The organism is Gilvimarinus polysaccharolyticus (assembly GCF_001187555.1).
GTDB classification, from domain to species: domain Bacteria; phylum Pseudomonadota; class Gammaproteobacteria; order Pseudomonadales; family Cellvibrionaceae; genus Gilvimarinus; species Gilvimarinus polysaccharolyticus.
On sequence record NZ_LFIJ01000001.1, the window covers coordinates 154,461 to 176,296 of the forward strand.

Annotated in this window: 22 protein-coding genes; 19 read left to right on the forward strand and 3 right to left on the reverse strand. The window is 51.4% G+C overall.

Translation table 11 applies throughout. The features are described 5' to 3' along the window. Nucleotides 1–40 precede the first annotated feature (40 nt). Genes GILYN3_RS00540 through GILYN3_RS00565 form a run of 6 tightly spaced genes read left to right on the forward strand, consistent with a single transcriptional unit; the run spans nt 41 to nt 4,915 of the window. Nucleotides 41–832 carry a DUF3450 family protein gene (locus GILYN3_RS00540; RefSeq protein ID WP_084004976.1) on the forward strand — a complete coding sequence of 264 codons (792 nt, stop codon included), beginning with the start codon at nt 41–43 and terminating at the stop codon, nt 830–832. Next, nucleotides 832–2,178: a MotA/TolQ/ExbB proton channel family protein gene (locus tag GILYN3_RS00545; protein WP_049721044.1), complete on the forward strand. Its 1,347-nt coding sequence runs from the start codon at nt 832–834 to the stop codon at nt 2,176–2,178. The genes GILYN3_RS00540 and GILYN3_RS00545 overlap by 1 nt, the downstream gene beginning before the upstream one ends. Then, a complete protein-coding gene (locus tag GILYN3_RS00550; RefSeq protein WP_049721045.1) occupies nt 2,175–2,549 on the forward strand; it encodes a MotA/TolQ/ExbB proton channel family protein in 375 nt (124 codons plus the stop codon). Before GILYN3_RS00545 ends, GILYN3_RS00550 begins: the two co-directional genes overlap by 4 nt. Next, nucleotides 2,546–2,950: an ExbD/TolR family protein gene (locus GILYN3_RS00555; RefSeq protein ID WP_049721046.1), complete on the forward strand. Its 405-nt coding sequence runs from the start codon at nt 2,546–2,548 to the stop codon at nt 2,948–2,950. Before GILYN3_RS00550 ends, GILYN3_RS00555 begins: the two co-directional genes overlap by 4 nt. Further along, the gene (locus GILYN3_RS00560; RefSeq protein ID WP_049721047.1) at nt 2,925–3,596 is read left to right on the forward strand and encodes an energy transducer TonB family protein; all 672 of its coding nucleotides are present in this window, start codon (nt 2,925–2,927) and stop codon (nt 3,594–3,596) included. The genes GILYN3_RS00555 and GILYN3_RS00560 overlap by 26 nt, the downstream gene beginning before the upstream one ends. Beyond that, nucleotides 3,593–4,915, forward strand: a complete 1,323-nt coding sequence (locus tag GILYN3_RS00565) for a tetratricopeptide repeat protein (RefSeq protein WP_049721048.1) — start codon at nt 3,593–3,595, stop codon at nt 4,913–4,915. Before GILYN3_RS00560 ends, GILYN3_RS00565 begins: the two co-directional genes overlap by 4 nt. 14 nt (nt 4,916–4,929) lie before the next feature. On the opposite strand, the gene glpK is transcribed toward GILYN3_RS00565, so the two are convergent. Next, nucleotides 4,930–6,414 (reverse strand): glycerol kinase GlpK, encoded by a 1,485-nt coding sequence (gene glpK, locus GILYN3_RS00570; RefSeq protein WP_049721049.1) that lies wholly within the window; start codon nt 6,412–6,414, stop codon nt 4,930–4,932. 264 nt (nt 6,415–6,678) lie between these two features. On the opposite strand from glpK, the gene rnr reads away from it, so the two are divergent. From rnr to dapB, 13 genes are all read left to right on the forward strand, one after another. Continuing rightward, the gene (gene rnr / locus GILYN3_RS00575; protein ID WP_049722494.1) at nt 6,679–9,279 is read left to right on the forward strand and encodes a ribonuclease R; all 2,601 of its coding nucleotides are present in this window, start codon (nt 6,679–6,681) and stop codon (nt 9,277–9,279) included. A 72-nt stretch (nt 9,280–9,351) separates the two neighbouring features. Further along, nucleotides 9,352–10,101 carry a 23S rRNA (guanosine(2251)-2'-O)-methyltransferase RlmB gene (rlmB, locus tag GILYN3_RS00580; RefSeq protein ID WP_049721050.1) on the forward strand — a complete coding sequence of 250 codons (750 nt, stop codon included), beginning with the start codon at nt 9,352–9,354 and terminating at the stop codon, nt 10,099–10,101. A 69-nt stretch (nt 10,102–10,170) separates the two neighbouring features. Beyond that, nucleotides 10,171–10,647 (forward strand): transcriptional regulator NrdR, encoded by a 477-nt coding sequence (gene nrdR, locus GILYN3_RS00585; RefSeq protein WP_049721051.1) that lies wholly within the window; start codon nt 10,171–10,173, stop codon nt 10,645–10,647. 35 nt (nt 10,648–10,682) lie between these two features. Continuing rightward, a complete protein-coding gene (gene ribD / locus GILYN3_RS00590; RefSeq protein ID WP_049722495.1) occupies nt 10,683–11,837 on the forward strand; it encodes a bifunctional diaminohydroxyphosphoribosylaminopyrimidine deaminase/5-amino-6-(5-phosphoribosylamino)uracil reductase RibD in 1,155 nt (384 codons plus the stop codon). A gap of 12 nt (nt 11,838–11,849) precedes the next feature. Further along, nucleotides 11,850–12,509 carry a riboflavin synthase gene (locus tag GILYN3_RS00595; RefSeq protein ID WP_049721052.1) on the forward strand — a complete coding sequence of 220 codons (660 nt, stop codon included), beginning with the start codon at nt 11,850–11,852 and terminating at the stop codon, nt 12,507–12,509. Further along, nucleotides 12,509–13,627 (forward strand): bifunctional 3,4-dihydroxy-2-butanone-4-phosphate synthase/GTP cyclohydrolase II, encoded by a 1,119-nt coding sequence (gene ribBA / locus GILYN3_RS00600; protein ID WP_049721053.1) that lies wholly within the window; start codon nt 12,509–12,511, stop codon nt 13,625–13,627. The genes GILYN3_RS00595 and ribBA overlap by 1 nt, the downstream gene beginning before the upstream one ends. 30 nt (nt 13,628–13,657) lie before the next feature. Next, nucleotides 13,658–14,125 carry a 6,7-dimethyl-8-ribityllumazine synthase gene (gene ribH / locus GILYN3_RS00605; protein WP_049721054.1) on the forward strand — a complete coding sequence of 156 codons (468 nt, stop codon included), beginning with the start codon at nt 13,658–13,660 and terminating at the stop codon, nt 14,123–14,125. Further along, nucleotides 14,125–14,586 (forward strand): transcription antitermination factor NusB, encoded by a 462-nt coding sequence (nusB, locus tag GILYN3_RS00610; RefSeq protein WP_049721055.1) that lies wholly within the window; start codon nt 14,125–14,127, stop codon nt 14,584–14,586. The genes ribH and nusB overlap by 1 nt, the downstream gene beginning before the upstream one ends. 23 nt (nt 14,587–14,609) lie before the next feature. After that, a complete protein-coding gene (gene thiL, locus GILYN3_RS00615; protein ID WP_049721056.1) occupies nt 14,610–15,611 on the forward strand; it encodes a thiamine-phosphate kinase in 1,002 nt (333 codons plus the stop codon). A gap of 1 nt (nt 15,612) precedes the next feature. Continuing rightward, on the forward strand, nt 15,613–16,110 hold the full coding sequence (locus GILYN3_RS00620) for a phosphatidylglycerophosphatase A family protein (RefSeq protein WP_049721057.1): 498 nt from the start codon (nt 15,613–15,615) through the stop codon (nt 16,108–16,110). Between the two features lie 35 nt (nt 16,111–16,145). Beyond that, nucleotides 16,146–16,787, forward strand: coding sequence for a retropepsin-like aspartic protease family protein (locus GILYN3_RS00625; RefSeq protein ID WP_049721058.1), 642 nt, complete (start codon nt 16,146–16,148; stop codon nt 16,785–16,787). 79 nt (nt 16,788–16,866) lie between these two features. Next, a complete protein-coding gene (gene ribA / locus GILYN3_RS00630) occupies nt 16,867–17,472 on the forward strand; it encodes a GTP cyclohydrolase II (protein WP_084004977.1) in 606 nt (201 codons plus the stop codon). An 18-nt stretch (nt 17,473–17,490) separates the two neighbouring features. Next, nucleotides 17,491–18,297, forward strand: a complete 807-nt coding sequence (gene dapB / locus GILYN3_RS00635; protein WP_049721060.1) for a 4-hydroxy-tetrahydrodipicolinate reductase — start codon at nt 17,491–17,493, stop codon at nt 18,295–18,297. 18 nt (nt 18,298–18,315) lie between these two features. On the opposite strand, the gene GILYN3_RS00640 is transcribed toward dapB, so the two are convergent. Together GILYN3_RS00640 and GILYN3_RS00650 are read right to left on the reverse strand one after the other, a co-directional pair. Then, on the reverse strand, nt 18,316–19,797 hold the full coding sequence (locus tag GILYN3_RS00640) for an LTA synthase family protein (RefSeq protein WP_049721061.1): 1,482 nt from the start codon (nt 19,795–19,797) through the stop codon (nt 18,316–18,318). A gap of 255 nt (nt 19,798–20,052) precedes the next feature. Continuing rightward, nucleotides 20,053–21,836 (reverse strand): LTA synthase family protein (locus GILYN3_RS00650; protein WP_198147251.1); only part of this gene is annotated, 1,784 nt, incomplete at its 5' end.

Below are 21,836 nucleotides of genomic sequence, written 5' to 3' on the forward strand. Positions count from 1 at the left end.
GTTACTATGGCGACTTATTCGGAGTTGATGGAAATGTGCTATGGGGATGAATTTACAGCGGTGTCATAAGCTTTGCCTTGCCACTATTGCGTTTTTCTTCGGCTGTTCTTCGGCCGTTGCCACAGCGGCAGAAAGTATCGAAAAGTTAGTGGCGCAATGGACTCAAATTGAGCGTCAGGGTGAGCACTTGAAAAGCCAGTGGCGCGAACGCGAGCCCCTTATAAAGTTGCAACTGGCGCTACTCAACGAAGAGCGCCAGAGCTTAAAAGCATTGCTCGGCCGTGCCGAGGGCGAGGTCGGTAGTGCCGTAGCTGAGCGCGAAGAGCTCTTACAACGCCAAAACCTGTTAGAGCAAGACCAGCAAAAAACCAGTGAAAGCCTCGATCGTTTGCCGCGACAGTTGCAGGCTTATCAGCAGCGTTTGCCGCCACCGCTAGCGCGCGACTGGGAAAAGCAAGGTGCTTGCGATAGCGCTGACAACAGTGAGGTGCTGGGGTGCGTGCTGGGTAAGTTAAAGCAGTTGGATGAGTTTGATCAGCGTATTGCGGTAAACCACGCGACCATTGAGGTGAATGGTCAGCGTGTGGCTGTGCGCGAATTTTATATGGGGCTGGCTCGTGGCTGGTATGTAAGCGGTGATGGCCGTCATTATGGCGCCGGTTATTCTGGTGCCCAAGGCTGGGTTTGGCAAGATGAAGCCGAGCTTACAGGTACGGAGCCCGAGCTCAATCCTCAGCGGTTATTGGCAGTATTAGCGCAGCTAGAAAAAACGGCCGAGTACCAAATGGTGTCGATTGCGCTGAGCGTTAAGCCGTCAGAAGGTGCTCATTAATGTGTGCATTATTAAAACGTTTATCTGTGGTTTTTACTTTTTCGTTTTTGTTGTTGACCTTGCCAATTGCGGTGGTGGCCGCTGATATCGAACAGCAATTGATTAACGATATTCAGGCGTCAGAACGGCGCTTGGGGCAGACGGAAGAAAATATTGCTTCGCAGTCGGCCCGTTTAACGCGCGCGCTCACAGAGCGACAAGCAGAGGTGCAGCAGTTGCGCCGCGAGGCGGCCGCGATTCAGCGTGCTGCCGATGAGCAGACCTTAAGTTTAGATACGTTGCGCACTCGCTTGCAGCGTTGGAACGATCAGGCTAATTATCAGCAGAACCTTCTGATGGATTATTTTCGTCGCAGTAGGTTGGTTAATGACGCCGATCACTCCAGCATTTCGCAGCAGCTCGATGTATTAGCTGGTCGAGTTGAGTCGCTTAATAATGTGCTGCAGCCGCAGTGGCGCGACGGTACGCTAACCCGTGACTCTGGGTATGTCGAATCGACAAAACTACTCACCCTAGGGCCAATTACTTGGTATTGGCAGGAGCACAGCGAAGCTGCTGGTTTGGCAAAGATCCAGAGTGACGGGGTTGAGAAAAATGCTGCGACAGTCGCGTTGGCTTTTAAGGGTGATCGGGCTGATAGTGTTGCGAGTTTATATCGCGATGGTAGTGCGCAGGTTGCATTTGATCCGAGCTTAGATCGTGCGGCACTTATGGCCAGCGTTGAAGAAAGCCCATGGCAACATATTGCTAAAGGCGGTATTTGGGCGTTGCCAATTTTATTTTTTGGTTTGCTATCGCTGACTATCGCGATATTTAAAACAGTGCAGTTTGTGCGGCTACCCAAAATGAGCGCGATCTCTGTTAGTCGTTTAATGTTGTATTTGCAAAAGTGCCATCAAGCTAAAAAAGCCCCAGGCGAAGCCTTGACGGAATTACGCAGCAAGGTGCGAGGCGCGGCCGCCGAAATGCTCGATATCGCGCTGACGACGCCAGTCTCGCAGTATCGTGATGATCGTTTGTTTGCTCGTTTGTTACAAAGCCGACAGTATTTGGAGCGTTTTTTGGGTGCTATTGCCATTACTGCAGCGGTGGCGCCGTTGCTCGGTTTGTTGGGCACAGTGTCGGGAATGATTGAAACCTTTAAGTTAATGACTATCTTTGGCGCAGGCGATCCGGCCGCGGTATCTGGTGGTATTTCTGAGGCGCTGGTAACGACCGAGCTGGGCTTAATTGTCGCCATCCCTGCGCTGGTGCTGCATGCCTTGCTTAGCCGCCGTGCTCGTCATTATGAAGCCGAGCTAGAAAAGTGCGCTATTGAACTGAGTAAACTGGAGGTAGCCGCATGAATCCCTTTGCGAACGTATTAGTGTGGATAATTATTGTCATGGCGCTGTGTCTTTACGCCATGATGTTTGAGCGTATGTTGGCTGAGCGTGACATCGTCTGGCAAGACTCAGTGCGGCAGTGGTTGTCCACATTTGCGGCATTACTTGCGGCATTACCTCTGTTGGGTTTGTTGGGCACTATTGTTGGTTTGCTGGATGTTTTTTCTTCTATGGCAAGCAGTGTGCACGATACTCAAAGCTTGTTAAGCGGCGGTATTGCCGATGCTATGTTGACCACCAAAACCGGTTTGCTAGCGGTGATCCCCGGTTGGCTGTTGCTGGGCGCGCTGCGTTCGCAGGTAAATCGTGCTGAGGCTTGGGCTGCCGTATGAATCCCAGTCTGCGCCAGCGTATAGAGGCCGAACAAGATCAGCATATTGATTTGTCGCCACTGATTGATGTGGTGTTTATTTTGTTGATTTTCTTTATTGTTACTACCGTTTTTGTGCGGGAAACCGGAGTGGAAGTGGATAAGCCTCAAGCGGTTAGTGCCTCGCAGCTGGACAAGAATCTTATACTGTTGGCGATTACCGCCGATGGTTCAGTCTACTACGATAGCAGTAATATCGGTGTGACCGGTATTCGTCCCACGCTCAGCCCGCTGCTTAAAAATTCTGAAAAACCCGTGGTGATTCAAACCGATAAATCCGTCAGCGCCGAACGTTTGTTGCAGGTGTTGGATGAAGCCAAGCTTGCCGGTGCCAGTAATGTCAGTATTGCCAGTGAACCTTAATCGACCTATTAATCAACGCTGGTATCAAGCGATCGGTTACGCCTTGTTACTGGGTGCGATGCTGTTGGTGTTGTTGCATTTATCCGGCGCGCCGCCTATGCAGGCGGCGGATAAGATCATCCTGCGTAAAGCTCAAGTGGTTGCTTTGCCACCACCCCCGCCACCCCCGCAGGTTGTAAACCAGGCCCAGGCCAGTACACCTCAAACGCTGCAGTTATCAGCGCTTGATTCAGTGGTGCAAATGCCGTTAGAGATTAGCCAGTCTTTGGTAAGCGCCGAGCCTCTGATGTTAGAAGCGCCACCGGTGCAATTTGATGGGCCGAGCTGGAACCAAACTCTAGATGTAGATTGGCAAGCTTATGGCCTCTCCGATTTAGATGAAGTTCCACGTTTATTGACAGACTTAGATGTAGATTTCCCTGCGTCTTTACGTCAGCGTGGGGTTAAGCGCGTAAATGTCGAGTTGGATGTCATGATCAACGAAAATGGCCGGGTGACATTACGTTCGATAGTTAATAACCCTTACCCAGAATTGCGTCCGGTGATTCATCAGCTGGTTAAACAGGCGCGTTTTAGCGCGCCACAAAAATCCGGGGCGGCCGTGCGCGCGACCTTTAACTGGCCGATAGAGTTGAGTCAATCATGAAAAAATTATTTATGTTTACGCTTTTTTTGAGTGCCTCCGCTATGGCTTCAGAGCTTGAACTGTACATAGAGCTGGCTCCAATTTCTGTGCAGGTCCCCAATGCCCAGGTGCTGTACAGTCGCGAGGCAAAATTAAAGCCGGAAGAGGCGGTGTTGGCGCAGCAGTTGCGGCCACTGTTAGAGGCCGGTAATTATCAACAGGCATTGAAGTTGGTGAGCGATGTTGATGAGCCAGGTCCGGCACTTTTGTTGTTGAGCGGACAAATTTATTTGCAACAAGAACAGCTCGGGCCGGCGCAAGCATTACTGCAAAAGGCGCTGCAGGAAATGCCAGATTTGGTGCGTGCACATTATTATTTGGCACTGATATATTTGCAGCAAGACGAGGCTGAAAAAGCCGAGTCTCATCTTACCCGCGTGGTGCTGCTGGGTGGGGCTGATGCACAAACATATGGGCAGTTAGGTTTTTTAAAGTTGCAGAGCGGCGACGCGTGGGCTGCGGTTTCGGCTTTTGGGCAGGCCATTGCGCTAGATGGTAATGCGCGCGCTTGGCGTCAGGGGTTATTAAACGCACTGATTGAAACACGACAGTTTCAGCCGGCACTGGCGGCGCTGGATTATTTGTTAATACAAGAACCTGAAGATCGTAGCTTGTGGTTGCAGCGGGCTAATGTGGGGTTACGAGCTAAAGATAATACCGTGGCGCTGGCGGCTTTAGAGGTGGCCATCCGTTTGGGGGATCGTGCGCCGCAGAATCTAAATGCCGCTGCGCAGTTGCATTTTAAACAGGGGCAGGCACGTCGCGCCAGTGAGCTGGCTCTTATGGCAGTTCAAGAAGGCGGCGCCGATGTCGGCACGGCCAGTCAAATGGTCAATTGGTTGATTCAATCAGGTGACATCGAAAAAGCTGAAGCTTTGTTAAAGCAGTTGCAGCAATGGGCTAAAACCGATAGCGAGAAAAGCCAGTTGGCGTTGCACCGCGCGGAGCTTTATTACCGAGTGGACAATCTCAAGCACGCGACACCGTTATTGCGTGATGCCGTTGCAAGTGATCCTACCAATGGTCGCGCCTTGTTGCTGCTGGCCGAGTGCGAACGCAAAGCGGGTGATTATACCCGTGCCGAGCTGTTATATGAGCGCGCGGTGACCTTGCCCAGCAGTCGCTTAGGGGCGCTGCTGGGCAAGGCTCAGCTGTTGTTAGGGCGGCATGATTATCAGCAGGCACTAGATACGCTGGTGCAAGCTCGAAACGAGTTTCCCCATAAACATGAGTTGCAGGCATCCATCTCCTCGTTGCGGATGGTCATTAGTCATCCGTAGTTAGCTCGCAGGGCTTAATCGGCTGACAGGCTTTTCTTTAATGCAGCCTGCCAGCCGATAAGCATTTGTTGGCGTTTGTTGTTTTCTATCGTCGGCTCGCTGCGTTTTTCTAGCACCCAGTTGGCGGCTACTTCGTCTAGGCTTTTAAAAATACCCAGTTGTAACCCTGCCAGCCGAGCTGCACCTAGCGCGGTGGTTTCGATCATCTCGGGGCGCTCGGTGGGGACTTCGGTAATGTCGGCAAGCATCTGCAAGAGCCAGTTGTTGGCGATCATGCCACCGTCAACCCTGAGCGTCGCAGGGTGTTGGCCGGCGTCCATACTCATTGCGGCGAGCAGGTCGCGAGTTTGATAACACACAGCTTCTAGTGCTGCTCGTGCGATTTCGGCGCGGCCAGTGTCGCGCGTCATACCGCAAATTAACGCCCGAGCATCTGGCTCCCAGTGGGGTGCTCCTAAGCCGGTAAAGGCTGGCACCAAATAAACACCGTTATTGCCTTTTAGCGATTGGGCGAGTGCTTCGGTTTCGTCGGCGTGCTGAATAATACCGAGTTTATCGCGCAACCATTGCACGGCGGCGCCGGCAATAAAAATCGAGCCTTCTAGTGCGTACTGTGGCTTGCCGTTTAAGCGGTAGGCGAGGGTGGTGAGCAATCGGTTGTTGGAGGTGATAGGTGTGTCGCCGGTGTGTAGTAAGGCAAAGCAACCGGTGCCGTAAGTGCTTTTGATCATACCGGCGCTAAAACAGGCTTGGCCGATCATGGCGGCGTGTTGATCGCCTGCGACACCGGCAATGGGTAGCGTGACACCGTCGAAGCCCTCAGTCGCGGTGCCAAAGTCGGCGGCGCAATCGAGCACCTCGGGCAGCATGGTTTTAGGGATCTTAAACAGTTCGAGCAAATCGTCGTCCCAACACTGCTGGTGAATATTAAACAGCGAGGTGCGAGCGGCATTGGTGGCGTCGGTGGCGTGAACTTTGCCGCCGGTAAAGTTCCAGATTAGCCAGCTATCGATAGTGCCAAAGGCGAGTTCGCCTTGCTCGGCGCGCTGTCGCGCACCTTGTACGTTATCCAAAATCCAAGCAATTTTGCTGGCCGAAAAGTAGGGGTCGAGCAGCAGGCCGGTGCGCTGGCGCAGGAGGTCTTCGTGGCCTGCGGCTTTAAGGGTTCGGCAGGCTTCGGCAGTGCGCCGGTCTTGCCAGACAATGGCGTGGTGGATGGGTTTGCCGGTGGCGCGATCCCAGACAACGGTGGTTTCGCGTTGGTTGGTGATGCCAATGCCGATAACGCTGCGCGGATCATCGAGTTTGGCTAGCGCTTCGCGGCAGACTTTGGCGGTGACCTGCCAAATCTCGTCGGCATTATGCTCTACCCAGCCATCGTTGGGAAAATGTTGCTCGAATTCACATTGGGCGCTGGCGAGTGCGTGGCCCTCGGCCGAAAAAATAATGGCGCGACTGCTGGTAGTGCCCTGATCGATCGCCAGAATGTGGTTTGCCATGATGGCCTCCGAGGTTTTATTAAATGTATTAACGACCGATTATGCCTTGTTGGCGTTTCGGGAGTCTATTGGCGATTAAATTGGTGTAGCACAAAGGGGCCGCTCTGCTTAAATATGGCGATGTTGGGTGCTGTAGATGAGACTTGATTTGGGGTAAAACCCCTGGCGCATAGGTTTAACCTTCTATATACCCTATAATGTCCTATATCAGGCCATCCGCAGCGGGTGGCTGTTTTGTTTTTGTTAATTTATGAGGCACGTCATTTGAGTAAACGCCAAGGTCCACCCGTGGACCCTTTCGCCGAGCGAGAGGCGCAGAAGTACGATAACCCTATCCCTAGCCGTGAAGTCATCCTAGAGTTGTTGGATCGACAGGATGGACCCGCCACTCACCCCGAGGTTTGTGACTTATTAGGCATGGTCACTGAAGACGATATCGAGGCGCTGCGTCGTCGGCTTATCGCTATGGCCCGTGATGGTCAGCTAATCAGTAACCGCCGCGGTGCATTTGCACGGGTCGACCGCATGGATATGGTACGCGCCCGCGTACAAGGCCATCGCGATGGTTACGGCTTTGCTGTACCCGCCGAAGGAGGTGAAGATATTTACCTGCACAACCGCCAAATGCGTAAAGTGTTTGATGGCGATGAAGTGTTGGTTAGGTTGCAGGGCGAGAATTACCGTGGCCGTGAAGAGGGTGCTATTGTCGAGGTGCTATCACACAACACCACCTCGTTGGCTGGCCGCTTTATTAAAGAAGATGGGGTGCAATTTTTGCGCCCCGAGAACCGCCGCGTAACGCAAGATGTCATGGTCGCTCAAGGCGCCGAAATGGGCGCAAGCTCGGGTCAGATTGTTGTGGTAGAAATTACCCGCCAGCCCGATAAGCAGCGTCCCCCGCAGGGTAAAGTCATTCAAGTGTTGGGTGATCATATGGCGCCGGGTATGGAGATCGAGCTTTCCATCGAGGCGCATTCGATTCCCAATCAGTGGAGTTACGAGGCGCTTGCCGAGGCCGAAGCGTTACCTGTTGAGGTTGATGATAATGATAAGGGCGGGCGTATCGATTTACGTGATTTGCCGTTCGTTACTATTGATGGTGAAGATGCGCGCGATTTTGATGATGCCGTTTTATGCCAGCCTCGCAAAGGTGGTTGGCGCTTGCTGGTTGCGATCGCCGATGTTTCGCATTATGTGCGCCCCAATAGCGGTTTGGACGAAGACGCCAAGCGCCGTGCCACTAGCGTTTACTTTCCAGATCATGTAGTTCCTATGCTGCCGGAGAAAATCTCTAACGGCTTGTGCTCGCTTAATCCGCACGTCGACCGTTTGGTGATGGTGTGCGATATGACACTTAACACTCACGGTAAAGTCACCGGTTATAAATTTTACGAAGGCATTATTAATTCACATGCGCGTATGACCTACAACCAAGTGGGCGCTATTATTGCCGGCGATGAAGCTATGCGAGCCGAGTATGCCGATCGCTTGGGCGACATCGAGGCGTTGCATAATTTGTATAAAGTGTTGCGCGAATCACGCAGCGAGCGTGGTGCGATTGATTTCGAAACCGTTGAAACTCGAATTTTGTTTAACGATGAGCGTAAAATCGAAGACATCGTACCGGTTAAACGTAACGATGCGCACAAGCTTATAGAAGAGTGCATGCTGTGTGCTAACGTTTGTGCTGCGCGCTTTTTAGAGCAGCATAACCTTGCCTGCCTGTACCGTGTCCACCAGGGCCCAACGGCTGAAAAACTAGAAAACTTGCGTGAGTTTTTAGGTGAGTTAGGCCTAGGTTTAGGTGGTGGAGACGAGCCTACTTCAGCTGATTATCAGGTGTTGATGGAGGCGATTAAAGGCCGCGCCGATGCCAACATGATCCAGACCGTTATGCTACGCAGCTTGCGTCAAGCCGTGTATCAGGCTGAAAACGAAGGTCATTTTGGCTTGGGCTATGACGCCTACGCGCATTTCACCTCACCCATTCGTCGCTATCCCGATTTATTAGTCCACCGTGCTATTCGCTCGGTAGTGCGCTCATCGCAAGTGTCATCGCACGTCACTCGGGTTGACGGTGTTGATGATATTCCACGCGGTAAAATTTATCCCTACGAAGTCGCCGATGTGGTTGCCCTAGGGGAGCATTGCTCACTGGCCGAGCGCCGTGCCGATGAAGCCACGCGCGATGTGGTGAGTTGGCTGAAGTGTGAGTACCTAGAAGACAAAGTCGGTGACGTGTTTGAAGGCATTATTAGTGCTGTCACCGGCTTTGGGGTGTTTGTCGAGTTAAAAGATATTTACGTCGATGGCTTGGTGCACATAACGGCCTTGCCTCAAGACTACTATCGCTTTGATCCGGCTAAGCACCGTTTGGTTGGTGATCGCACTCGCCAAGTATTTGGTTTGGGTGACGAGCTTACGGTTAAAGTTGTGCGCGTAAGCTTGGAGGAACGCAAAATTGATTTTGAGCTCGACTCGGTAAAATCCGGCCGCCGAGCAGCCGCTAAAGACAGTCGTGGCTCGGGCAAGGGCGCTGGTAAAGCTGGCGGCAAAGGCAAAAAAACCTCTAACAAGCCGGGCCAAAAATCGGGCTCGCGTAATGGCGGCAAAACCGATGAGCGCCAAGGTAAGCGCGGCGGTGGGGGCGGTCAAAAGTCTTACTCGGGCTCCGAAGGTAATCGTAAACCACGTAAGAGGAAGCGCTCTAATGGCTCTCAATCCGACTCGTCGGTTCGTAAATCGTCGAAGGCTTCAGCAGTTCGATCGTCGCAAAGTAGTCCAGCAAAAAAGAGCGAATCTATATTTGCGAAGGCAGCAGCTGGATTTAAGAAGACGCTGGCGAAGTTTAAAAAGAAGTCTTAGGCGCACCAATGCCATGCTGTTCTGGTGTGATAAGTACAGCGGCGGCGCGCCTCCATTGGAGAGCGAAGATTCGTGAGTAAAACAGAAACCCTATACGGGCTGCATGCAGTCACTACGGTACTAAAAAGCGCCCCCGAGCGGGTGCTGAGTTTAATGGCACTGCAAGGGCGCCAAGATCAGCGAGTGCAAAAAGTGCTGCAGCTGGCTGCGCAAAATGGCATAGCTGTAGAGCAGGTGGCGCGTAAAAAACTGGATGCGTTGGTAGGCGATGGTAATCATCAGGGCATTGTTGCTCACTGCCGACCGGGTCAGGTTCACGATGAAAACTATTTGTACCATTTGCTGGATGCCCTCGATGAAGCGCCGTTTTTGTTGGTGCTGGATGGGGTAACCGACCCGCATAATTTGGGTGCCTGTTTGCGCTCGGCTGATGCGGCAGGTGTACATGCGGTTATTGCCCCTAAAGATAACGCCGCTGGGCTTAATCCCACAGTGCGCAAAGTGGCTTGTGGCGCGGCTGAGTCAGTGCCGTTTATTCCGGTGACTAACCTTGCTCGGACCTTAACCCAGCTGCAAGAGCGTGGCATGTGGTTGCGCGGTGCTGCGGGCGAGGCCAGTCTGACGGTGTATCAATCTGACCTGACTGGTCCTATGGTGTTGGTGATGGGGGCCGAGGGCACCGGTTTACGGCGCCTGACGCGAGAAACCTGTGACGAGCTGATTAAAATTCCAATGGCCGGCAGTGTTAGCAGTTTGAATGTATCGGTGGCCACTGGTATCTGTCTGTTTGAGGCCGTACGTCAGCGTGCCGGCAAGCGCTAAGCAGGCGTCCTTTGTGTCGCCTTTTTGTGCTAATATGCGCGCAAATTACGCCAAGCGAGGCTAACAGCCATGCATTGTCCCTTTTGCAGTGCCGATGATACCAAGGTGATTGATTCGCGCTTGGTCGCCGAGGGCAACCAAGTGCGTCGGCGCCGTGAGTGCCTAGCGTGCCACGAGCGTTTTACCACTTATGAGGTGTCTGAGCTGGTGATGCCACGTATTATTAAGCAAGATGGCACCCGCGAGCCCTTTGACGAGGCCAAGTTGCGAGCCGGTTTACAGCGTGCGCTTGAAAAACGTCCAGTATCGGTAGAGTCCATCGAGAGCTCGATCAACAATATCAAACACTTTTTACAAGCTACCGGTGAGCGCGAAGTTGGCTCGCGTCGTTTGGGTGAAAAAGTGATGGATGAGTTGCAGAAGCTAGACGAGGTGGCGTATGTACGCTTCGCTTCGGTGTATCGTAGTTTTAAAGATCTGCATGAATTTCGTCAAGAAATCGACCGTCTAGAAGCCCACGAGGGTGATCATGCGGCGGAGCAGTAGCCGTTTTTGCCCTATTCGGGCCCGTTTTAACGATGTTGAATATGACTATCTCTGATCGCGCCTTTATGGCTGAGGCGCTCGGCCTTGCGCGCCGTGGCCTTACCACAACAACGCCTAACCCGATGGTTGGCTGTGTGCTAGTACGCGACGGTAACGTAATCGGACGCGGTTGGCACCAGCGCGCTGGTGGCCCGCATGCCGAGATCTGCGCGCTGCGAGATGCGGCAGAACGCATTGGCGAATCGGCTGATGATACCGCTGCGTGGCGCCGCGCCGTAACGGGTGCAACTTGCTATGTCACGCTCGAGCCCTGTAGCCACACTGGTCGCACCGGTCCTTGCGCCCAGGCCTTAGTGGAAGCTGGAGTTGCGCGGGTTGTGTACGCGATGGAAGACCCTAATCCAGCAGTCGCCGGTGGCGGCATTATGCATTTGCGCGACGCTGGCATCGAAGTGTCCGGGCCGCTGCTAGAGGAAGATGCGTTAGAGTTAAACGCAGGCTTTATTCGCCGCATGACCCGTGGCCGCCCTTGGGTGCGCTGCAAATTAGCCATGAGTTTGGATGGCCGTACCGCCATGCAAAGCGGCGAGAGCCGTTGGGTGACCAGTCGCCGCGCGCGCGAAGACGTACAGCGTTTGCGCGCTGCCAGCTGCGCCTTAATTACCGGTGTCGATACAGTTTTGATCGATAACGCCACCTTAACAGTGCGGCGAGAAGACTGGCCCGAAGCTCCTGTCGATGGTGAATTACGCCAGCCGTTACGGGTGATATTAGATTCTAACCAGCGCCTGCACCCCGATTGCGAGTTGGTCAAAAGCCGTTCGCCAATATTGGTGGTTCACATTGGCGGCGAGCTGCAACATAACTGGCCCGATCATGTCGAACATCTCGCACTGCCGGCGCTTAAAGGCCGGGTTCGATTAGAGGCACTGCTTGATGAGTTGGGCCGGCGCGGTTGTAATACTGTATTAGTCGAGACCGGCGCGACTTTGGCTGGTGGTTTTTTACGTCGCGCCCTGTTAGATGAAATCATTATTTATATGGCTCCCAAGCTGTTGGGTAATAATGCGCGTGGTTTGTTTGATTTGCCCGTGGATAAAATGTCGGGCCAACTGCCATTACACATTAATGATATTCGCGCGGTAGGGCATGACTGGCGTATCACTGCCGTACCCGATTTAGACAGTTAACAAGAGGCTGCGATGTTTACCGGAATCATAGCTGCTATCGGCGATGTAGTAGAGTTGACCCCGCGCAACGGCGATATTAGTTTGCGTATTCGCACGAACAAATTAGATCTAACCGATGTTGCATTGGGTGATTCGATTGCCACTAACGGCGTGTGTTTAACCGTGGTGGATTTGCCCGGTGATGGCTTTCGGGCTGATGTGTCGCGTGAAAGCTTAGCGCTAACCACCATTGGGCACTGGCGCTGCGGACAAAAAGTGAATTTAGAAAAGGCCTTAACGCCGACCACTCGTTTGGGCGGGCATATTGTCAGCGGCCACGTCGATGGTGTGGGTGAGGTGGTTAGCCGTACCGCCGATGCACGTTCAGAGCGATTTCGTTTGCGCGCGCCCCAAGCATTGGCGCGTTATATTGCTCACAAAGGGTCGATTACGGTTGATGGCACGAGCCTAACGGTGAACAAAGTGGAGGGCGCAGAGTTTGAATTAAATATCGTGCCGCACACCTTGGCCGAAACTATTATGGATGGCTATGGCGCGGGTACTAAACTCAACTTAGAGGTTGATGTCTTGGCCCGTTACTTAGAGCGCCTGTTGCAAGGCGATAAAGCCGCAACCCCCGATAGCGATAATATTACGCTGGAATTTTTGACAGAGAACGGTTTTAACCGATGATGGAATTAAATACAGTTGAAGAGCTGATTGACGACTTGCGTCAGGGCAAAATGATTATCCTGATGGATGACGAAGATCGTGAAAATGAGGGCGACCTCATTATGGTTGCCGAACAAGTGCGCGCCGAAGACATTAACTTTATGGCGAGCCATGCACGCGGTTTAATCTGTCTCACTATCACCCCCGAGCGAGGCCAGCAGTTGGGCCTGCCACTGATGGTGCAAGACAACAAAGCTAAGCACTCGACCAACTTTACCGCCTCTATTGAAGCGGCTGAAGGCGTTACCACGGGTATATCGGCCGCCGATCGTGCGCGCACCGTACGCGTTGCCGTTGCCGCCGATGCTAAGCCGCGAGACATTGTGCAGCCAGGGCATATTTTTCCGATTATTGCCCAGCCAGGCGGCGTAATGAGTCGCGCCGGCCACACCGAAGCCGGTTGTGATATGGCGCGCATGGCAGGCTTTGATCCATCCGCAGTCATTGTTGAGGTGATGAATCCCGACGGCTCTATGGCGCGTCGAGCCGAGCTGGAAGAGTTTGCCAAAACCCACAATTTAAAAATAGGCACTATTGCCGATTTAATTCATTACCGTGCGACCAAAGAGCAAACGGTTGAATGCATTAATAAGCGCGCTGTGGCTACTGAGTACGGTAACTTTGAGCTGCATACCTATCGTGATTTAGCTCGTGGCGATTTGCACTTTGCAATGGTGAAAGGCGAGTTAGCGGCCGACGACGAAACCTTAGTGCGGGTTCATGTGATGGATACCGCTCGCGACTTATTGGGGGTAAAACGTCCGTTAGTTGATGGTGTGGGCTCTTGGACTTACGCCGAAGCGCTCAAGCGGATTGAGCATGAAGGCCGTGGGGTATTGGTGCTGATTTGTCACGATGAAACCACCACCGATATGGAAGAGTCCATTGACTGGTTGTTATCTGGCCGGCCACAGCGGCGCAGTGCCGATGTGGTGTACAAACAAGTTGGCACCGGCTCGCAAATTTTACGTGATTTAGGCGTGCGCAAAATGCGCGTTATGTCGGTTCCTATGCGTTTTTCGGCGCTGTCGGGTTTTGATTTGGAAGTGGTAGGTTATGTCGGCCCTGATGCCGATTAAACAAATATTACACAGTAAGAGATAGTCATTATGAACAACACAATTGTGGAAGGTGATTTTTCTGCGGCAAGAGGCAAATACGCCCTGATTGTTAGCCGTTGGAACAGCTTTGTGGTTGAAAGCTTAAAAGACGGAGCGTTGGATACCTTGCGTCGCCATGGCATTAGTGACGAGAACGTCACTGTTTATTACGCGCCGGGTGCATTTGAGTTTCCGTTGGTTGCGCAAAAAATTGCCGCCAAAGGTGAGTTCGATGCAATTATTGCGTTAGGCGCGGTGATTCGTGGTGGTACGCCACATTTTGAATATGTGGCTGGCGAGTGTACTAAAGGCTTGTCACAGGTGTCTTTGAATGCCGGTGTCCCCATCACTTTTGGTGTGCTTACAGTGGATTCTATCGAGCAAGCGATTGAGCGCTCGGGCACTAAAGCCGGTAACAAAGGTGTCGAGGCGGCAGCAACTGCACTCGAAATGGTTTCATTGCTAGGTAAGATTTAATGAGCACAACCGATAAGCAAGGCCCGTCGCCATCGGCGCGCCGTAAGGCACGACACTATGCACTGCAAGGTTTGTATCAGTGGAAGATGTCTGGCAATAGCGTCAACATCATTGAGGCATCTTTTCGTGCTGAGTACGACATGAAAAACGTCGACGTAGCTTACTTTCACGAAATATTACACGAAGTGCCGGCACGCCTAGACGAAGTGCAGGCGATAATTGAACCGCACTTGCAGGGCCGCTCAATCACCGAGTTAGATCCGGTCACTGAAGCGCTGTTACGTCTGTCTGGCTACGAGTTGAAGTTTCGTGTTGATGTACCTTATAAGGTAGTGATCAACGAAGCGGTTGGCTTGGCTAAAAAGTTTGGCGCAACGGATAGCCACAAGTTTGTTAACGGTGTGCTCGACCGAGCTGCGCTTGAAGTACGCGCGTTGGAAGTTAAAGCGCAGAACCGCTAACGCTTTGTTTTAAGGAAGTAATCGTGAGTGCTGGCGAGTTTGAGCTAATCAATCACTATTTTAAAGCGGCCCCCGATGCGCTAAGCCCGGCATCAGTGTTGCTGGGTATTGGTGACGACGCGGCGCTGGTAAAAACCGATGCGAACCAAGCTTTGGTCGTGGCGGCTGATACTTTGGTCAGTGGCGTGCACTTTTTTGCCGATGCTCCAGCTGAAGAAATCGGTCAGCGTGCATTGCGGGTTAATCTAAGCGATATGGCCGCGATGGGCGCCGAGCCGCATTGGTTTACGCTGGCGTTAACACTACCCCAGCATTGGAGTGAAGCAGCGCGAAGCGGATGGGTGGCCGATTTTAGTCGTGGCTTAAAGGCCTGCGCCGATCAGTACGATTGCAATTTAATTGGCGGCGATACCACCAGCGGCCCGCTCACGATCAGTATACAGATGCTTGGCCAAGTGCCGGCTGCTCGCGCGTTGCGACGCGATGGTGCAAATCTTGATGATTTTGTGTTGGTGACTCATACCTTGGGCGACAGTGCCGCGGCGCTCGGGTTGATGAATAAAGATGTCGCAGCGGGCAGTGCCTTAATGCATTGCACTGCGGCAGATCGCGCGTATTTGCAAGCGCGCTTCTACCGCCCAGAGCCGCGTATTAAAGAGGGGATATTATTGCGTGATATTGCCAGTAGTGCGCAGGATATCTCCGATGGCTTGTTGGCCGATCTCGGACACTTGTGCGAGGCGAGCGATGTGGCGGCCGAAATTGATGTCGCGCAATTACCGTTCAGTGAGGCACTGCAAAAATCTGATCCAGAACAAGTTCGCCATTGGGCATTAACCGGTGGTGACGATTACGAATTAGTGTTTACCGTGTCGGAGCAAAATATGCCGCTGCTGGCAATGGCGCAAGCGCAAGGCAATATACAGGCGAGCGTCATCGGCCGTATTGTCAGCGGCGCTGGGGTGCACTGTGAACTCGATGGCGCGATCTACAGCGTCGACCAGACAGGTTACCGACATTTCTAATATGAGCCAATCAAACTCTTTACCTATGCCTAGCCGACGTGAACTGTTTAGCAACAGCAACCATTTATTTGCCTTTGGTTTTGGCTCGGGCTTTGCGCCTAAAGCACCGGGCACGGCTGGTACTTTGGCCGCGATTCCGGCGTACTGGCTGATCAGCGATTTAAGTTTATCTTTGTACTTGCTCTGGTTGTTGGTGACCTTTGCCCTTGGGGTTTACTGGTGCGAGAAAAGCTCGCGTGCGTTGGGCGTGCACGATCACCCCGGTATTGTTTGGGATGAAATGGTGGGCTACTGGATCACCATGCTGCTGGCACCGCCCGATTGGTATTGGATGTTAGCCGGTTTTGTGTTGTTTCGGATATTTGATATCGCCAAGCCTTGGCCGGTGTCGCTGGCCGACCGAAAAATATCGGGCGGGTTTGGCATTATGATTGATGATGTTTTAGCGGCGGTGTATGCCTGGTTTGTTATGCAATTCTTAATTTGGTGGTTGGTGTAAACCACTCACTTAAAAGAAACCCCTAGGAGGCAACTATGTGGCTGCTTAGATTGGTAATAATTGCCACTGCTTGGATGCTAAGTGGCACAGTTGCTGCAGCCGATCTGTCGGCAAAAATGTTGGCAAAGGATACGGCGTTAATCAGTCTCGATGGCAAGCAACGGATGTTACGAGCGGGCCAAACTAGCCCCGAGGGCGTGACACTGATTAGCTCATCACGCACTGGTGCCGAGGTGGAATACGACGGAGTGCAATATAGCTTAACGCTGTCGAGCCGTATTGCCACTAGCTTTGTACAGGCCGAGTCGATAGAGGTTCGGCTTAATCAATCTAGCGGCGGACACTACCGTTCATCGGGAATGATCAATGGTCAAAGCGTTAAGTTTTTGGTCGATACCGGTGCAACTTCGGTTGCCATGGGCGTTGGTCATGCCGAGCGCTTAGGTCTGGATTATAAAAACGGTGATCAAGGTGTGGTGACTACCGCCAATGGCCAGACTCACGCTTACGCGGTTTGGCTGCGCAGTGTTGCGGTAGGTGGTATTACTCTCAGTAATGTCCAAGCTGTGGTGATTGCTAATTTTGGCAGCCAAGATATTTTATTGGGTAACAGTTTTCTGAGTAACGTCGATATGTCTACCGATAATGGCGTGTTAGTGCTGCGTGTTGCGCAATAGTCACGCTGCGCTGGCCACTCCGTTGTATTTTTAGACACTATTGCTGTAACTGTATTTAGCACTTTATAGAGAGACATCAGTGACCATACGATTTGTTGAGTCATCCAAACTGCCAACCCCATGGGGAATGTTCGTCATGCACGGTTTTGCCGATGACGGCATGGACAAAGAGCACTTAGTGCTGACTATGGGCGATATGTCCGATCCGGAAGCGGTACTGACCCGTGTGCATTCTGAATGTTTAACCGGTGACGCGCTATTTAGTATGCGTTGTGATTGTGGTCCGCAACTGCAAGCGGCGATGCATAAAATCTCTATTGTCGGTCGGGGTGCCATTTTTTACTTGCGCCAAGAGGGGCGCGGCATTGGTTTGCTGAACAAAATTAAAGCCTACCATTTGCAAGATTGTGGAGCCGATACGGTTGAGGCCAATGAGCAATTGGGCTTTGGTGCCGATATGCGCGATTACAGTATCTTAAAGCCGATGATGGATCATTTAAATATTCATTCCTTAAAATTAATGACCAATAACCCGCGCAAAATAAAAGCGCTAGAGGATATGGGGATTACTGTAACTGAGCGTATTCCTCATCAGACGGGGCGTAACCCGCACAATGCTAAATACCTTGAAACTAAAAAAGGTAAGCTTGGGCATTTGTTTGACGATGCCAATAACGAAATTTAATTTGTAATAGGTTAATTCATGACAGTACGTATTGCCATAACCGGTGCCGCAGGGCGCATGGGAAAGATTTTAATTGAGGCGGCCGTTGCTGCCGCCGGTGCTGAATTGACAGCCGCCATTGTCCGCCCAGGCAGCTCGTTAGTTGGAGCCGATGCCGGTGAATTGGCCGGTATTGGCAAGCAAGACGTTGCATTAGTAACGGATCTAGCTGACGTCATCGATAGCTTTGATGCACTGATCGACTTTACTTCGCCCGCCACAACTCTCGCTAACGCAGAGTTGTGTGCCAAGCACGGCAAAGCTATGGTGATTGGTACGACTGGTTTTAGTGACACAGAAAAACAACAGTTGCTAGATTACCAAAGCCAAATTCCTTTATGCCTAGCGGCTAATTTCAGTACCGGCGTAAACTTGTGTTTCAAATTACTGGAAACCGCTGCCCGAGTAATGGCCGCCGAATCGGATATTGAGATCGTGGAAGCCCATCACCGCCATAAAGTAGACGCCCCCTCAGGCACTGCCTTACGTATGGGGGAGGTGATTGCCGATAGTACCGGTCGCGATTTAAACAAAGTGGCAGTATACGGCCGTGAGGGCCAAACAGGTGCTCGCGATCACGACACTATTGGCTTTGCCACCGTGCGCGGCGGCGATGTTGTGGGCGAGCACACCGTTATGTTTTTAGCCGATGGTGAACGCGTCGAGATTACTCATAAAGCCTCTAGTCGGTTAGCCTTTGGTAATGGCGCGGTACGCGCAGCCGGTTGGCTTTTAAGCCAAGAGCCTGGTCTTTACGATATGCAAGATGTGTTGGGTTTAAAATAAATTTTGAGGGACTAGATGTCATGGTGCAGGCGAGCTGATTTGTCTGGCTTGCATGGCTTTTACTACGTCTTTAAACACCAGGTTGTCGTTATCACTATAGGCCATCGAGGTCGCTTGCCCGAGCTCTTGCAATTGCGATGGAGTGTTATTTCCTGCTAGTTCTAACGTCCATAATCCTACCTCGTAACTAAACTGTGGCAGCCAATTACTGGCAATTGGGTAGTTGGCCAGTGCAAGTACTGGAGTGCTTTGTTGGTGTGCGTTGGCAAGGTTATCAAAATCCATTTGCTTAAATAAAGGCTTCATTCCTGGCAGGTGATCACCAAAAAAAACGAGTAATGTTGGGCGTTTACGCTGATCGATATAATTTTTAAGAGTTGTCAGTGAGTGCGCCGTGTTTTGTGCATGATATATGTATTCTCGCCACATCCTTGCCTCTGTTGCATCTAGGTGCTCGGGAGCTGGAATTGTATTTAATCTTTTTTCGTCAAGATTTTTTTGGCTACCGTAAGGTCCGTGCCCTTCCATTGAAATAGCAAAAAGTAGGGTCGGTGGTTGGCTTGCGTCGAGTTTGTCTATTACCTCTTGCGCGAGGCTGGCGTCTGATATCCAGTAACCTGCTTTGTTGTTGTTGTTGAAATCTTTCCTCCCTAGATATTCATCGAATCCAAGAAGAGGAAGTGCGCGGTCTCTCTGCCAAAAGGTTTTGTCATGCGGATGAATGGCTACGTTGTGATAATTTTCAGCTTTTAGTGACCACGCTATTGAGTCAAACTGATTATGTACAGTTGTCGAGTAAGGGTAATCCTTGCTGCCTAATAGTTTAAAAGGTACCGCGGTCAAAACCTCAAATTCTGTGCGGGTGGTGTTGCCGCCGAATGTTGGCACTTTAATGCTGCCGCTTAAGCTGGCGTTAAGTAGATTGCAAAAAGTGGGTAGTGGGTCGCAGGTGTCGACATGCGCAAAAATGCCGGGATCAAAAAAACTCTCGCCGAGCCACAGAATAATGTCGGGTTTAACTTTGTTCTGACTCGATATTAAAGGGTGTTGTTGGGTGAAACTTTGAATCAATGTTTGATCGTACGGAGGGGGTGAAAACTGAGCGACACGTGCTCCAGTCACTATGGCCGCGAGTAACCCTTGATCTTCGGCGGTAGAATTAGCATTCCAAGGGCGTGCCCCGTAGGCTCGTGAGCCGTAAAAAGTGTCAGGTACTATTTTGTCAGAACTAATACTGTAAAAACCACCAAAGCAAACTATAAAACACAATGTTGCGACGACTATGGGAAGTGGGCGCTCGCGCCAGCCAAGAATAAAAATGACAGGCAAGCCCGCTGCGGTAACGGCTAGCAGCCATGGGTTGGTATATTGTGAAAAAAGATCCCAGCCTTGAATGATTTGAGGTCCGAGAAATACATCCTGAAAACCTAGGTGTTGGCCAATATGATCGTATTTGGCGGCACTGATTGCAAATAATGCAAAGGTTACTAACCCACTCACAAGAGCGCTAATGATGAATCGTCGAGTTATGGCGAGCAAGCCGAGCCATAGCAGTATTGCAGGTAACAAATTCGCTAAGATTTTCTGTTTAGAACTCGTGTTATCGAGGTTGTTGTCCAAGAGGAGGACGAGTGTAACGAGCCCTGCGGTGGTTAAAATAGCTTTTACTGCTGCACTCTTTAATGGCGTTGCTAATACCTTCCATGACAGATCCATCGTGACGTAAATACCTTTAGCTTGATGTGTTTGTGAGTGTTATGGCGTCGTAAGCGCTGACAGGCAAGCTTCAGTGTCCAATTCCCAGTGCTTTGTTTTGGGTTGCATTATATGTGCGGTCCAGATAATTTTTTGTGATTTTTTGTACCCTAGGTAGACCCCATTGCTCGCGGGATCGGCGTCCAGCCATGTTGGCAGCGTGATGTTGTTGGTGTCCGTAGGGGCGACCCAGATGGCCACCCAGCTGCGAGTGATGTCGCTTTGCGGTAATGTACGAAGCTCATTGGCAGCGCGCTCGGCGCGTGCATACTCGGTACTTTCTAATCGACCATTGGCATCAAACCATATTAGGTACAGCCCTGATGAACGCTTAATCGCGCGTCCCTCTTGTGAGAAATAACGGCTGATCTCTCGCTCTTGTAATGAAATGCTCAGAGAGTCTTTATTGCTGTCAGGGAATGATATTGCTATTGGCTCTGGGTTGTCACAATTTATATTTGCGGCAACTGGAGAAAGACTTTCAACTTGGCGACGTAATAGATTGAATAAATCGTTACGTTGGCAGGCATTTGGTATGCCAGTGCTAAACGGCACAGGAGTAGGGTTGTTACATTGGCGATTAGCGTTAGCATGAATTTGATCATCGTATACTTCAGTATAGCGATTCAATAGATAATCTGGTCTCGTACTAGGTTTAAGCAGCGAACGGCCCAGTGCAAAAGTGGCGTTGTGTTTAATGTCGAGCAAATCGAGCACGGTGGGTGCTAAATCGTAGCCGGCCCCTGTTACTGCCGCGCGAGGGGGTTCCGCCCCCAGCACTACCAGCGGCACCCGCCGATTTTCAATAACATCGCCAAATAAACGATTCATTGCTGGGCTGCTAAAAACACTATGGTCGGCAGTAATGACCACCGTCGTATCGTCAAAGACATTTAATGCTTTGAGTTGTTGTAGCCATTTGTGCAGTAGCTGGTCGGTGCAGTGTAGGCTATTTAAAAATGGATCGTCGCTCGCGCTATAGTTCTCGCATTCTTCGTAAAGAAACCCGGGTATATGAGTGCCAATAGTTAGTAACGTGATGTTAAACGGCTGATCGTTGGCGCTAAGCTCTTGGTATTGGGTTAGTGCTTGCGCAAAAATGTCGGGATCACTAATGCCCCATGTACCTGGACGTTGTTTAATGCCTTGTTGACGCCAGTGGCTCAGTCCCATGGGGTTTTGAAAGCCGTGTGCTTGTAAGAATTTTCCCTTGCCGGCGAATGCCAGTTCTGCCCCCCCGAGGTAGCGGTTTTGGTAGCCAGCATGCTCTAAGACATCGGCCAGACACGGTAAATTTCCACCCAAATTGTGTCCATTGGCTAAGCTGTCGCTGCCGCGATCAAATGGAAATAATGTACCGCATTGGGTGTTAACAATACCCTCAATGGTAATAAATGAACTGGCATAGATGTCGTCGGCAATTGAGTGATGTGCAACGAGTTCGTTTAAATGCGGCATTAGCCCCGGCCAGTCGGGGTGATTAATAACGGGAGTGCCTACTGATTCAAGATAAACCAAAATTAAGTTGCGTGGTTTAGCCGGTAATTCGGTTTGTAGCTCGGCTTTAGGTGTGATCTGGGTTTCAACTAAAGAGTTGTTTTGCCAGCGTTTTTTTAATTCGGCATAACCCGGAATGTCGGTTGGGGCCATTAAAGTATGGCTGGCACTCAGTAGTTGCGCTTCGGGCAGTTGCGAGCGGTTAAGTAAAAGAATAAAAATTGCTGAAAGCGCAACAATTACAGCCAATAACGGTTTGGGGCGGGGCGTGCGCGATAAAGGAAAAA

Coding starts and splice junctions, on each gene's coding strand:
- GILYN3_RS00540 (WP_084004976.1), top strand. CDS start 41: ATGGGGATGAATTTACAGCGGTGTCATAAGCTTTGCCTTGCCACTATT.
- GILYN3_RS00545 (WP_049721044.1), top strand. CDS start 832: ATGTGTGCATTATTAAAACGTTTATCTGTGGTTTTTACTTTTTCGTTT.
- GILYN3_RS00550 (WP_049721045.1), top strand. CDS start 2,175: ATGAATCCCTTTGCGAACGTATTAGTGTGGATAATTATTGTCATGGCG.
- GILYN3_RS00555 (WP_049721046.1), top strand. CDS start 2,546: ATGAATCCCAGTCTGCGCCAGCGTATAGAGGCCGAACAAGATCAGCAT.
- GILYN3_RS00560 (WP_049721047.1), top strand. CDS start 2,925: ATGTCAGTATTGCCAGTGAACCTTAATCGACCTATTAATCAACGCTGG.
- GILYN3_RS00565 (WP_049721048.1), top strand. CDS start 3,593: ATGAAAAAATTATTTATGTTTACGCTTTTTTTGAGTGCCTCCGCTATG.
- glpK (WP_049721049.1), bottom strand. CDS start 6,414: ATGGCAAACCACATTCTGGCGATCGATCAGGGCACTACCAGCAGTCGC.
- nrdR (WP_049721051.1), top strand. CDS start 10,171: ATGCATTGTCCCTTTTGCAGTGCCGATGATACCAAGGTGATTGATTCG.
- GILYN3_RS00595 (WP_049721052.1), top strand. CDS start 11,850: ATGTTTACCGGAATCATAGCTGCTATCGGCGATGTAGTAGAGTTGACC.
- ribBA (WP_049721053.1), top strand. CDS start 12,509: ATGGAATTAAATACAGTTGAAGAGCTGATTGACGACTTGCGTCAGGGC.
- ribH (WP_049721054.1), top strand. CDS start 13,658: ATGAACAACACAATTGTGGAAGGTGATTTTTCTGCGGCAAGAGGCAAA.
- nusB (WP_049721055.1), top strand. CDS start 14,125: ATGAGCACAACCGATAAGCAAGGCCCGTCGCCATCGGCGCGCCGTAAG.
- GILYN3_RS00620 (WP_049721057.1), top strand. CDS start 15,613: ATGAGCCAATCAAACTCTTTACCTATGCCTAGCCGACGTGAACTGTTT.
- GILYN3_RS00625 (WP_049721058.1), top strand. CDS start 16,146: ATGTGGCTGCTTAGATTGGTAATAATTGCCACTGCTTGGATGCTAAGT.
- dapB (WP_049721060.1), top strand. CDS start 17,491: ATGACAGTACGTATTGCCATAACCGGTGCCGCAGGGCGCATGGGAAAG.